General features: G+C 35.2%; 14 protein-coding genes and 1 pseudogene. 10 read left to right on the top strand and 5 right to left on the bottom strand.

The genetic code is table 11. The features are described 5' to 3' along the window. Nucleotides 1-516 carry a ClbS/DfsB family four-helix bundle protein gene (locus H5J24_RS14255; RefSeq protein ID WP_068942532.1) on the top strand — a complete coding sequence of 172 codons (516 nt, stop codon included), beginning with the start codon at nucleotides 1-3 and terminating at the stop codon, nucleotides 514-516. A 35-nt stretch (nucleotides 517-551) separates the two neighbouring features. Here H5J24_RS14255 and lysS read toward each other — a convergent pair. The 5 genes and pseudogenes from lysS to H5J24_RS14275 form a co-directional block, all read right to left on the bottom strand. Further along, nucleotides 552-2,250, bottom strand: a pseudogene (lysS, locus tag H5J24_RS14260) (lysine--tRNA ligase). A gap of 202 nt (nucleotides 2,251-2,452) precedes the next feature. Next, nucleotides 2,453-2,965, bottom strand: a complete 513-nt coding sequence (locus H5J24_RS26205; protein WP_429831490.1) for an RlmF-related methyltransferase — start codon at nucleotides 2,963-2,965, stop codon at nucleotides 2,453-2,455. Further along, entirely contained in the window at nucleotides 2,943-3,359 is a 417-nt protein-coding gene (locus H5J24_RS26210) for an RlmF-related methyltransferase (RefSeq protein WP_429831492.1), read from the bottom strand. The genes H5J24_RS26205 and H5J24_RS26210 overlap by 23 nt, the downstream gene beginning before the upstream one ends. A 3-nt stretch (nucleotides 3,360-3,362) precedes the next feature. Further along, on the bottom strand, nucleotides 3,363-3,635 hold the full coding sequence (locus tag H5J24_RS14270; protein WP_232815610.1) for a c-type cytochrome: 273 nt from the start codon (nucleotides 3,633-3,635) through the stop codon (nucleotides 3,363-3,365). A 97-nt stretch (nucleotides 3,636-3,732) separates the two neighbouring features. Beyond that, complete coding sequence (locus H5J24_RS14275; RefSeq protein WP_068942523.1) at nucleotides 3,733-3,942, bottom strand: hypothetical protein; 210 nt, start codon at nucleotides 3,940-3,942, stop codon at nucleotides 3,733-3,735. A gap of 454 nt (nucleotides 3,943-4,396) precedes the next feature. Here H5J24_RS14275 and H5J24_RS14280 point away from each other — a divergent pair, with 454 nt between their 5' ends. The 9 genes from H5J24_RS14280 (at nucleotide 4,397) to H5J24_RS14320 (ending at nucleotide 11,595) form a co-directional block, all read left to right on the top strand. Continuing rightward, nucleotides 4,397-4,600 (top strand): cupin domain-containing protein, encoded by a 204-nt coding sequence (locus H5J24_RS14280; RefSeq protein ID WP_232815611.1) that lies wholly within the window; start codon nucleotides 4,397-4,399, stop codon nucleotides 4,598-4,600. Nucleotides 4,601-4,790: 190 nt separating this feature from the next. Then, nucleotides 4,791-5,435: a hypothetical protein gene (locus tag H5J24_RS14285; protein ID WP_068942519.1), complete on the top strand. Its 645-nt coding sequence runs from the start codon at nucleotides 4,791-4,793 to the stop codon at nucleotides 5,433-5,435. 257 nt (nucleotides 5,436-5,692) lie between these two features. Then, nucleotides 5,693-7,120, top strand: coding sequence for an anthranilate synthase component I family protein (locus H5J24_RS14290; protein WP_068942517.1), 1,428 nt, complete (start codon nucleotides 5,693-5,695; stop codon nucleotides 7,118-7,120). 36 nt (nucleotides 7,121-7,156) lie between these two features. After that, the gene (locus H5J24_RS14295) at nucleotides 7,157-7,759 is read left to right on the top strand and encodes an anthranilate synthase component II (protein WP_068942515.1); all 603 of its coding nucleotides are present in this window, start codon (nucleotides 7,157-7,159) and stop codon (nucleotides 7,757-7,759) included. Nucleotides 7,760-7,827: 68 nt separating this feature from the next. Next, nucleotides 7,828-8,814 carry an anthranilate phosphoribosyltransferase gene (gene trpD, locus H5J24_RS14300; protein ID WP_068945028.1) on the top strand — a complete coding sequence of 329 codons (987 nt, stop codon included), beginning with the start codon at nucleotides 7,828-7,830 and terminating at the stop codon, nucleotides 8,812-8,814. 45 nt (nucleotides 8,815-8,859) lie between these two features. Next, nucleotides 8,860-9,633 (top strand): indole-3-glycerol phosphate synthase TrpC, encoded by a 774-nt coding sequence (gene trpC / locus H5J24_RS14305; protein WP_068942513.1) that lies wholly within the window; start codon nucleotides 8,860-8,862, stop codon nucleotides 9,631-9,633. A gap of 73 nt (nucleotides 9,634-9,706) precedes the next feature. Continuing rightward, nucleotides 9,707-10,396: a phosphoribosylanthranilate isomerase gene (locus H5J24_RS14310; protein ID WP_068942511.1), complete on the top strand. Its 690-nt coding sequence runs from the start codon at nucleotides 9,707-9,709 to the stop codon at nucleotides 10,394-10,396. A 105-nt stretch (nucleotides 10,397-10,501) separates the two neighbouring features. Continuing rightward, a complete protein-coding gene (gene tnpA / locus H5J24_RS14315) occupies nucleotides 10,502-10,954 on the top strand; it encodes an IS200/IS605 family transposase (RefSeq protein WP_068942510.1) in 453 nt (150 codons plus the stop codon). 95 nt (nucleotides 10,955-11,049) lie between these two features. Then, nucleotides 11,050-11,595, top strand: coding sequence for a GNAT family N-acetyltransferase (locus H5J24_RS14320; RefSeq protein ID WP_068942508.1), 546 nt, complete (start codon nucleotides 11,050-11,052; stop codon nucleotides 11,593-11,595). Nucleotide 11,596 lies beyond the last annotated feature (1 nt).

An 11,596-nucleotide genomic window follows, 5' to 3' on the forward strand; every position in this document is an offset into this window, starting at 1 on the left:
ATGCAGAGCTATAAGGACAAAACAGAGCTTATTGAAGAGATCAGGACAAGATTCCGTCTTTATGATCAGGAGTTTGATGATATTCAAGAACATGAAAAAGATCTGCTAAAACCAGGAGTTGATAAAACGCCGTCTCAAAATATATCCTACCAGATTGGATGGACTCAACTTTTGCTGCAATGGGAAGCTGATGAAAAGAAAGGAATTGAGGTAAAAACTCCTACTCCAGAATACAAATGGAATAATTTAAAAGGATTATATCAATCTTTCTATGAACAATATAGTTCTTATAGTTTAGCAGAACAAAGAGGGTTATTACAAAAACAGGTCAATGAAATTATTGAATGGATTGAAAAGCTTGATGATAAAATCTTATTTGAATCCGAACAGAGAAAATGGGCGATAACACCTGCCAAATGGCCTATTTGGAAATGGATTCATATCAATACGGTTGCTCCTTTTAAGAATTTCAGGACACAGTTAAGAAAATGGAAAAAAGAAACCGGTACAGAATAGTTCTGTACCGGTTTTTATTATTATGTTGTATAAAACTATGCCAGTTTCATCAATAAATTTTCATCAATCTTCTCTACTTTTACAATATTATTCTTCGTTAAAGTCTTAGAAGCTTTATCCCACTTTTTACCGGATAACTGGCTTCTTTGCTTTACTTCAGCCAAAGCTATTGGTTCTTCCTGAGAATTAAGGATTTCAAGGATTACTTTTTCGTCTTCTCCCAGTTCAATTTGAGGAACCGTTTTCTCCGGTCTCATCTGAGGGAAGAATAATACTTCCTGGATAGAAGCATTGTTCGTTAAGAACATGATTAATCTATCCATACCAATTCCCTAATCCTGAAGTTGGTGGCATACCGTATTCAAGGGCTCTTAAGAAGTCCTGATCGATGAACATTGCTTCATCATCACCTCTTTCAGATAATGCCATCTGAGCTTCAAAACGCTCTCTCTGATCAATTGGGTCATTAAGCTCTGAATAAGCGTTTGCGATTTCTTTACCACAAACCATTAATTCAAAACGTTCAGTTAAACCTTCTTTACTTCTATGTTTTTTAGTCAATGGAGACATTTCAACAGGATAATCTGTAATGAAAGTCGGCTGGATGAAGTTTCCTTCACACTTCTCACCGAAGATCTCATCAATTAATTTTCCTTTACCCATTGTTTCATTCACCTCAATTCCGATAGACTTAGCAAAATCGAATAATTCTTTCTCTGTTTTTCCAGTAATATCGAAACCTGTGAACTTCAGGATTGCTTCAGTCATAGAAACTCTTGGATAAGGTGCTTTGAAATCTACCTGATGCTCACCAAATGTAGCTGTTGTAGTTCCGTTTACCTGCATAGCACAGAATTCCAATAGTTTTTCTGTGAAATCCATCATCCAGTTGTAGTCTTTATAAGCTACATAAATTTCCATTGCTGTAAATTCCGGGTTGTGGGTTCTGTCCATCCCTTCATTTCTGAAGTTTTTAGAGAACTCATATACTCCGTCAAAACCACCTACGATCAATCTTTTCAGATATAATTCGTTAGCAATTCTTAAATATAATGGAATGTCTAATGCATTGTGGTGCGTAATGAAAGGTTTAGCCGCTGCTCCACCAGGAATTGACTGTAGGATTGGAGTTTCAACTTCAAAATACCCTGCATCATTGAAGAAAGTTCTCATGGCATTGAACAGTTTTGTTCTCTTCACGAAAATTTCTTTCACCTGTGGATTTACTGTTAAATCTACATAACGTTGTCTGTATCTTAGTTCAGGATCTGTAAATCCGTCATGTACAACACCATTTTCATCTGTTTTTGCCTGAGGAAGCGGACGCAATGCCTTAGTAAGAAGCGTAAAGTTCTTTACTAAAACCGTCATCTCTCCTACCTGAGTAGTAAACAATTCTCCTTCAATACCGATAATATCACCGATATCTAAAAGATGTTTGTACACTTCATTATATAATTCTTTATCTTCTCCCGGACAGATCTCGTCTCTGTTGAAGTAAACCTGGATTTTTCCTTTAGAATCCTGCAATTCTGCGAAAGAAGCCTTCCCCTGAATTCTGCGGGACATTAATCTACCAGCGATCTTCACCTGTTTACTTTCAGAAAAGTCCTGTTTTATAGATTCTGTAGTATCTGTAATGGTATACTCATCCGCAGGGAACGCATTAATCCCCATTTCAGTAAGCTTATTCAGCTTTTCTCTTCTAATGATTTCTTGTTCTGATAATTGCATTTCTTATTTTTCTAAAAGCGTACAAATTTAGGCATTTTTGAGTTGACCGTCAATTGATTTTTTTAGAAATTTTAAAATGTCAGCTGGAATGGACTTGAGATACGGGATACAAGGCCTTGGAATGCGAGATATGAAGTAACACAGTAATAACTTCAAACCTAAATATTGAACTTTAGACCTATATAAACCCGTTTTTCCTATTCTACTGAGGAACAAAAGTCCAAGCCAGGATTCTGCTAATTTTCTGTCCTTGGGCCATATCGATTGTTTTTACCTCTACAGCTTTCACCTTCTTTAAAAGTGTAGTCAGTTTGTATAGATTATCTTTTTTAGAAACCAGGCAGGTAAACCAAAGAACCTGGGATGAATATTGAACACTTTCATTAATCATATTGGTAACGAATGCCAATTCGCCGCCTTCACACCAAAGTTCTGACTGTTCTCCGCCAAAATTCAGTAATGTTTTTGGTGTTTTTCCTCTGTTTAAATTCTTTGTTTTTCTAAGATTTCCTTTAATCATAGATTCTTTTGAATCGTGAAAAGGAGGATTACACATAGAAAATGTAAACCGGTCTTCAGTGCCAATTATATTTCTGAATATATATTTTGAATCTGCCTGATGTTGTAATTGAATTGCCGATGACAAATCCGGATTTTGATCTAAAATATGCTGGGCATTTTTCAGAGAATCTTCATTGATATCTGATCCACGCATCTTCCCACCCATAAGTTTGATGGGCAATTAAAGGATACACAAGGTTAGCCCCTACTCCAACATCCAACCCTTTTATGGAAACTCCCATGGGAATCTGCCCTTTCTGTCCTGTTAACAAATCTGCAATATAATGAACATAATCTGCTCGCCCCGGAATAGGTGGACACAAATTGGTATCAGGAATATCCCAGTCCTTAATATTATAAAAGTGTAATAATAAAGCTTTATTGAGTAATTTTACAGCTTTAGGAATGCTGAAATTAATTGTGGTTGTCCCATGAACATTCACAAAGACGTAATGTTTCAGTTCTGGCACACAAGAAATAAGCAGATCAAAATCATAGGGATTACGATGCAGATTTCTTGTGTGCAGACTGGATTTTTCTGTGGACATCTTTTATTTTTTCTGGCTTAGAATATACTCCACCATCTTTTTAGCATCTTCTTTAGATACTTGTGGATGAGCAGCCATAGGAACTCCGCCCCAAACTCCACTACCGCCTTCTATGATCTTGGAAGCCAACAATTCAATATCTTTATCTGAATATTTAGCAGCAATTTCCTGATAAGAAGGTCCTATCATTCTCTCATTAACAGAGTGACACCCCGAACAATCTAATGTTTCCATGATCTGGTCACCGGAAAGATTAGATTGAGCTGGAGCAGACACCGGTGCACCATCTGAAGATGCTACCTCTGTTGTATTTTCTTTTTAGAACAGGAAAAGATCAAAAGACCTAAAGTTCCTGCCAAAAATAAGTTTTTCATTATTTCTTCGCTGTAGAATCTGTTTTAGCAGCTTCTGGAGCTGGAGTTGCAGCAGCTGGAGCAGCAGGCTTAGCTGTAGAATCTACCACAGTAGTTGCTTCCGGCTCTTCAAGCATTGTGTTGCTATCCTGTAATGAGTGATCTGCTTTTTTTGAGCAGCTTGCTAATAATAAACCTCCAATAAATGCGATTGCGAATACTTTTTTCATTTTTTTCTAATTTGAAAGCAAAAATATAAAAAATAAACGTTTCAGCTTATGACAAATGTTTTCTTTGAATAATATTTTATTAATAACTATTTAAGTTCAGCATACAAAAAATAATAATTCAAATACTAGGGAAATTAAAAATCACTTATTATTTTTGTTTTATTAATTATTTAAACAAAAAACAATCCTATTAATTTGAATTTATGACTAAAAAAATTTATCGAGTACAGCACTAATTACTGCACTCACTTCCCTCACATTATCGTGTGACAATTCATCATCAGATGTTCAACCTTCAGAATATTCTGATAAAATAGAATCAGTAACCTTATTAAAAGCCACAAAGTCCTGGGAAGGAACACAATATCCCAGCTATCCGACCGGGCAGCCTGAAATTTCTGTCCTTAAAATTTCTGTTCCACCTCATAAAGCTTTAGACTGGCATAAACACCCGGTGATTAATGCAGCGTATATAGAAAAAGGTGAAATTCAGATTGAAAAGAAAGAAGATGGTAAAACACGATGGGTCAAAGAGGGCGAAGTGCTTCCGGAGATGGTTAACATTGCTCACAGAGGTAAAACCGGAGATAAAGGGGCCACCTTAATTGTCTTCTACTGCGGATCTCCTGATATCCCACTTTCAGAACCTGTACATTAAATTATTAAAATGCTAAGTCCACATTATTTTTTGGAGTGCTCAGAATTATTTTGATTGACAAATCTTCTATTGTGGACTTAGCTTTTACAGATTATTTCATCTATACAAATTACATCTCCTCATTTAATCATAACCCTTTTAATTTTTTTTATAATTTTAAAAAGAATTTTAACTAAAAAAGATAAGAGCTATGGTTTTAATTTCAAAAATATTATTTTTCACCAGCCATCATGGTTTTTATACGGTGATCCTTCTTTTTCTGATCTTAGGAACGCTATCTTATCTCACAAAAAAAATATGGTTTTTCATTCTTGCCATCCCGCTGTCTATTTTAAATGGATTTTGCGGACAGTTCCTGAATGCCTGGTTTCTGAATCAATATGGTGTGGAAAGTACTGCCATTATTACTTCTGATGTAGAAACCAATTCTACATTGAATGACATGTACATTCACGATTATGAAGCGATTGTAAAAAAACAGGATGGGAAATATACTTCAACCTTCTTTTCTACAACAAGTGCCACCATCTACCCTATTGAAAATACCATCAGAATTCCCCGAATGGAAATAAGTTTCCCAGTAAAATATATCCCAGGTTATGAAAAAAACATTGTTATTCTTTATAATGAATCAGAAGAAGGAAAAGCCGTCCTTAAATACTCAAAATTAGCTCCGGTGAACTCAGCAAGAATAAAATATGAAGCAGACAGAACTAATAAAGAATTTATTGCTGAGTATATTATAGCTTTAGAAGCCTATACATCATCTTATGACGAGGAAAGCTATAAAAGAAAGCTTGAGGAACTCAAAACAGAACTTAAACAACTGAAATAAAACCACTTAAACATCAGGTTTATATTTTTTTATTGTTTTTTTGTTTTTTGTATTAAAAAATTTTCTACATTTGTCCCATGTTTACAATGAGCAACAATATTTGGTGGTGGCTTTCAAACTCTTCGTCGGGTCTGAAGGTATTGTCATGTTGCTAAACAAACAGCAGATATAAGCAAAACAATATACAATATAAGGCTTTGACGGATTCCGTTAAAGCCTTTTTTTATTTCTAAAATCTAAAAAAAATAAAACAGCAGATGTTTACTCAAAAAATTAAAATAAAAACCGTTTCGAAAAAAACTCTTGGAGATCTTCATACTCCCATGAATATTTATCTTAAAATCAGAGATAAGTTCAGAGACACAATTCTTCTGGAAAGTTCGGATTCAAAAAGTATTGACAATAACTTTTCTTTCATTGCCATCAATGCTGTTGCAGGAATTGAGGTGAAAAACTTAAATGAATTTGAGATTAAATTCCCTGATTCTGCTCCAGTAAAGCAATTCATAATGGAACGTAATATCACGGAGATATTTGAAGATTTTCGTAAAGTTTTTGACTGTGAAAAAACCAATGAACCTATTGAAGAAACTGCACAGAGTCTTTTTGGCTACACAAGTTTTGAAGCGGTACAGTTTTTTGAAAATATTAGCTTAAAAGCACAAAGCCCGGAAGTAGAAATTCCAATTCTAAGATACAGACTCTATCAATATGTAATTGCCATCAACCACTTCAATGATGAGATGCACATTATAGAAAACCAAATGGAAGGGGTAAAATCTGAATTACATTTATTGGAAAACCTCATCAAAAATCAAAATACTCCGGTTTATCCTTTTGAAAAAAACGGCGAGGAAACCTCAAATATCACTAATGAAGATTATATCGAACTGGTAAAAACAGCCCAGAGACACTGCATGAGAGGCGATGTGTTCCAATTGGTACTAAGCAGAAGATTTGAACAGAAGTTCAAAGGAGATGAATTTAATGTATATCGTGCTTTGAGAAATATCAATCCTTCTCCTTACCTGTTTTATTTTGATTACGGGAATTACAAATTATTCGGATCAAGCCCTGAAAGCCAGTTAATCATCAAAGACAATAAAGCCATCATCCACCCTATTGCCGGAACTTCTAAAAGAACAGGGAATTTAGAAACTGACCTTCAAGCGATTGAAGTGTTAAAGAATGATCCTAAAGAAAATGCAGAACATACCATGTTGGTAGACCTTGCCCGTAACGACCTTGGAAAACTGGGCAAAAACGTAACAGTTACTAAACTAAAAGAAATCCAGCTTTTTTCTCACGTGATTCACATGGTAAGCGAAGTAACGGCTGACCTTCCGGAACAGATCAATCCTCTTGATATGATTTCGGCCACTTTCCCACAGGGAACTTTAAGCGGAGCTCCTAAACATAAAGCCCTTCAACTTATCAATCAATACGAAAAAGATTCCCGTGGATACTATGGCGGATGTATTGGGATTGTAGGTTTAAACGGGACCTGTAACCAGGCGATTATGATCAGAACATTTTTAAGCAGGAACAATACTCTTTATTATCAGGCAGGAGCCGGCCTTGTTGCCAAATCAGTCCCTGAAAATGAGCTACAGGAAGTCAATAATAAATTAAATGCCCTGAAAAAAGCAGTAGAAAAGGCAGAAAAAATAGTTGTAGAAAGCTAAAAATCAAAAACAAAATTAACCTTCAACAAAAAAGAAATGAACAACAATATCAATACTCAACAATCACAGCTTAAGGTTCTCGTTTTTGATAACTATGACAGCTTTACCTATAACCTTGTCCAGATCATCGAAAGAATCCTGAATCAGAAAGTAGATGTGGTAAGAAACGACCAAATCACTTTGGAAGAAATAGGAAAATATGATAAAATCATCCTTTCTCCTGGTCCGGGAATTCCTGAAGAAGCTGGAATTTTACTGGATCTGATTAAAGAATATGCGCCTACTAAAAGTATTTTAGGAGTGTGTTTAGGACAACAAGCCATCGCAGAAGCTTTTGGCGGAAATCTTATCAATCTTTCTGAAATTTTCCATGGAGTAGCCACCACTACTGATCTGGTAAAAGAAAACACTAAGCTTTTCAAGGATTTAGCATCAGGTATTGAAGTAGGAAGATACCACAGTTGGGCTGTGAACCCTGAGAATTTCCCAGCTGACCTGGAAATTACAGCCGTTGATAAGGATGGGATGATTATGGCTCTTCAGCATAAAACCTATGATGTTCACGGAGTACAATTTCACCCGGAAAGCATTTTAACTCCGGATGGAGAAGTCATCATCCGAAACTTTTTAAATCAGTAAAAGATTAATGAAGTAAGCCAAGTATGAAAACAACAACACAAGATCCATCAACTATAAAAACTCCTCAAATGAAAGAAATATTGCAATACCTGTTCAATCACAATACCTTATCGAAGTCTGAGGCAAAGGCCATGATGATTGAAATTGCACAGAATAAATTCAATGCAGCAGAAGTAACGGCTTTCATCAGTGTTTTTCTGATGCGGAATATCACTCTGAAAGAACTTGAAGGTTTTAGAGAAGCATTGCTACAGATGGCTGTTCCCATCCATATTGATGCCAGCGATGCCATTGATATTGTAGGAACTGGAGGTGACGGAAAAAACACAATCAATATATCAACATTGGCCAGCTTTGTGGTGGCCGGAGCCGGGCAGAGGGTAACGAAACATGGAAATTATGGAGCTTCAACCACTACAGGCTCATCCAATGTATTGGAAGAATTGGGATATCAGTTCAAGAACAATTCGGAGCAGCTGAATGAAGATCTTGAAAGAGCGAATATCTGCTTTTTACATGCCCCTTACTTCCACCCTGCTCTTCAATCGGTTGGATTATTGAGAAAATCATTAGGCTTAAGAACGTTCTTTAATCTTCTCGGGCCCTTGGTAAATCCTGCGAAACCTCAATATTCCATGATTGGAGTGTACAACCTGGAAATTGCAAGAATCTATCAATACCTTTTACAAAAAGGGGAACAGGACTTTATTTTGGTTCATGGATTGGATGGTTATGATGAGATCAGCCTCACCCACGACAGTAAAATCATTACTAAAAAAGGAGAAGAAATCTATTCTGCAGAAGATTTAGGCTTTAATCCTGTAACTTTAGAAGATATCAAAGCCGGAAATACTACCAGAGACACAGCAAAAATCTTTATGAATATTCTTGAAGGAAAAGGAACGGAACAGCAAAACTCAGTAGTGTTAGCCAATGCATCTGTAGCCCTTTACCATACCCGCAAATTCGGAACGTATGATGATTGTCTGCTATTGGCTCAGGAAAGCTTAGAAAGTGGTAAAGCATTAAAAGCATTTGACCTTTTAATTAATTAAGAATTAAAAATTACCTCACAACATTCTCATTTCTAATCTTGACACATGACCATACTAGATACAATTATTGAAAGAAAAAAAGAAGAAGTTGCCGCTTCAAAAGCTGCTATTTCCATTGATCAATTAAAAAGCTCAGATTTCTTCGAAAGAAAGAGTTTCTCATTGAAAGAATCCATAAGAAACAAAAACGGAATTATTGCTGAGTTTAAAAGACAGTCTCCATCTAAAGGAATTATCAATAATAATGTTCAGCCTTTGCATGTTACTTCAGCTTATGAAAACTTCGGAGCCAGCGGCATTTCCATTCTTACGGATACAGATTTTTTTGGTGGAAGCTTTGAAGATATTCTAAATGTAAGAAAACACATCAATATTCCTATCCTTCGTAAAGACTTTATGATTGATGAATACCAATTTTATGAAGCTAAAAGTATGGGAGCCGATGTTATTTTACTCATTGCAGCCTGTCTTTCGCCTAATCAGGTTCATGAATTTACAGCACTGGCTCATGAACTGGATTTGGAAGTTTTATTAGAAATCCATACAGAGGAAGAGCTGAAACACTTTAATTCTACTATCGATTTGGTTGGAATTAATAACAGAAACCTAAAGGATTTTAAAGTGGATTTGCAGCATTCCGTTCAGTTAAAAGATCAACTCCCTAAAGATACTTTATCTGTTGCTGAAAGTGGAATTTATAACCTTGATGATTTTAAATATTTAAAGGACAAAGGATTTGACGGCTTCCTGATGGGAGAATATTTTATGAGGAATGCAGATCCGGCAAAAGCATTTGAAGAGTTTTCTTTACTAATTTGACAATGTGAGAATTTGAAAATTTGAAAATGAGTGTCCAATTTACAACCAACCCACAACAAAATAATTAGCTCCAATGAACCAACAATCAGCAACAACCCAATTCTCTTCTGGTCTTAAAGTCTGTGGTCTTACTAAGCTCAGTCAGATTCAGGAATTGATTTCGATGAAGGCAGATTTTTTAGGATTCATTTTTTATGAAAAATCACCGCGATATGTTCTGAACCATTTGGATCTGGAAGATATTGCGCAGATTGGCCATCAGGGAAAAGTTGGAGTTTTTGTCAATGAAAAAATTGAAAAAATAGTAGAAATCGCTGAGAAAGCAAAGCTAAACCTAATTCAATTACATGGTGATGAGGACAGTCATTTTATTATTGAATTAAAAAAACAGCTTCCTCTTGATGTAAAAATAATCAAGGTGATAAGAATCGGAAACGATACTATTGAAAACAAAAAGAAAATAGCACAAACGTTCAGTAATCAACCCGCAACTTACAACCTATTACCTATTACCTACTACCTATTCGATACAGATAGTAAAGCATTCGGCGGAACAGGACAACAGTTTGACTGGAATATATTGAATGAATTTGAAATTCCACTCCCCTATTTTTTGAGTGGCGGTATTTCAGAAGAGAATATCAAAAATATCCAAACATTGAAGCAGCAGCCTTTTGCCTTAGATATCAATTCAAAATTTGAAATAACCCCGGGTGATAAGGATGTAAACAGGATTAAAAAATTTAAAACCATCATCCCATGATTCCCAACGGGACGATTTAACCCAGAATTGGAAACATTCCAATTAATATAAACAACCACCACATTAATAATAACCCATTAATGACAACCACCAAAAAACACACAAATGCCACAATCATTAGTCAAAAATTACATCCACATTGTATTCAGCACCAAATACAGGAATGATTTTATCGATGAAAGAATAGAAAAAGAATTGTACGCCTACATCACAACATTATGTAAGGATTTCGAAAGTTATGCATTACAGATTGGCGGAACAGACAATCATATCCACATTCTTTGTAGATTATCCAGGAAAATTGCATTAATGAAATTGGTCCAGGAAATAAAGGCACATTCCTCAAAATGGATCAAAACAAAAGGTAAGAAATATGAGAATTTCTTTTGGCAGGATGGCTACGGTGCATTTTCAGTGGGTGAAAAAGATGTTCATATTGTGACAAAATATATTAAAAACCAACGCCAGCATCATCAAAAACAGGATTTTAAAAATGAACTTGTGGAAATATTGGAAAAACATAAAATGGATTATGATGAAAAATTTTTATGGGATTAAACAAATATTTCATAGCCTAAGGATTGCATCCTTGGCTAGGGTTAAATCGTCCCTTCGGGACTCATTATAAATGTTGATTATTATTTAATATAACTATGAAATATCATATTAAACAAGCCAACGAATTAGCAGACAGAGAAATTGAACATATCCTCAAGCTTTGGGACATTTCTGCATGGAATACCATGAAATTAGTCTATTTCCGCACCTTTTTTAAAGATTCGGAATTTCATTTACTACTAGATTTTCATTCAGAAATCCTGGCCGTTTTTCGTCTTAATTTTGATTTTGTATTGGAAATATCGGGGTCACAATATGCTTTTGCAGAAGCTGTAGGACTGGTTTCTGCCCATAAGAAAAAAGGATATGGAGCTCAGTTGGTTCAGTATTTAAAGGAAAATGTTATCCAAAGAAATATCAACACAATTGGCTTTTGCCATACTGACCTTCGACCGTTTTATGAAAAATGCAATATTGAAATCCTTTATGATAAGGCAAAGTCCATCAAAGAGAATGAAGGTTCCGAATGGGTAAATTCGGAAGATGATGATATTTTAATTTTTAATGTATCTCAAAATGAAAAAGAACAGCTCAATACATTGAGCTCTCAACATAATGCTTATTTAATTACTAAAGAATAAA

This window comes from Chryseobacterium capnotolerans, assembly GCF_021278965.1.
Lineage (GTDB): Bacteria > Bacteroidota > Bacteroidia > Flavobacteriales > Weeksellaceae > Chryseobacterium > Chryseobacterium capnotolerans.

What these genes read in the sequence shown, in the direction of transcription:
- H5J24_RS14255 (WP_068942532.1), top strand. Translation starts at nt 1, where the DNA reads ATGCAGAGCTATAAGGACAAAACAGAGCTTATTGAAGAGATCAGGACA.
- H5J24_RS26205 (WP_429831490.1), bottom strand. Translation starts at nt 2,965, where the DNA reads ATGCGTGGATCAGATATCAATGAAGATTCTCTGAAAAATGCCCAGCAT.
- H5J24_RS26210 (WP_429831492.1), bottom strand. Translation starts at nt 3,359, where the DNA reads ATGTCCACAGAAAAATCCAGTCTGCACACAAGAAATCTGCATCGTAAT.
- H5J24_RS14275 (WP_068942523.1), bottom strand. Translation starts at nt 3,942, where the DNA reads ATGAAAAAAGTATTCGCAATCGCATTTATTGGAGGTTTATTATTAGCA.
- H5J24_RS14285 (WP_068942519.1), top strand. Translation starts at nt 4,791, where the DNA reads ATGGTTTTAATTTCAAAAATATTATTTTTCACCAGCCATCATGGTTTT.
- H5J24_RS14290 (WP_068942517.1), top strand. Translation starts at nt 5,693, where the DNA reads ATGTTTACTCAAAAAATTAAAATAAAAACCGTTTCGAAAAAAACTCTT.
- H5J24_RS14295 (WP_068942515.1), top strand. Translation starts at nt 7,157, where the DNA reads ATGAACAACAATATCAATACTCAACAATCACAGCTTAAGGTTCTCGTT.
- trpD (WP_068945028.1), top strand. Translation starts at nt 7,828, where the DNA reads ATGAAAGAAATATTGCAATACCTGTTCAATCACAATACCTTATCGAAG.
- trpC (WP_068942513.1), top strand. Translation starts at nt 8,860, where the DNA reads ATGACCATACTAGATACAATTATTGAAAGAAAAAAAGAAGAAGTTGCC.
- H5J24_RS14310 (WP_068942511.1), top strand. Translation starts at nt 9,707, where the DNA reads ATGAACCAACAATCAGCAACAACCCAATTCTCTTCTGGTCTTAAAGTC.
- tnpA (WP_068942510.1), top strand. Translation starts at nt 10,502, where the DNA reads ATGCCACAATCATTAGTCAAAAATTACATCCACATTGTATTCAGCACC.
- H5J24_RS14320 (WP_068942508.1), top strand. Translation starts at nt 11,050, where the DNA reads ATGAAATATCATATTAAACAAGCCAACGAATTAGCAGACAGAGAAATT.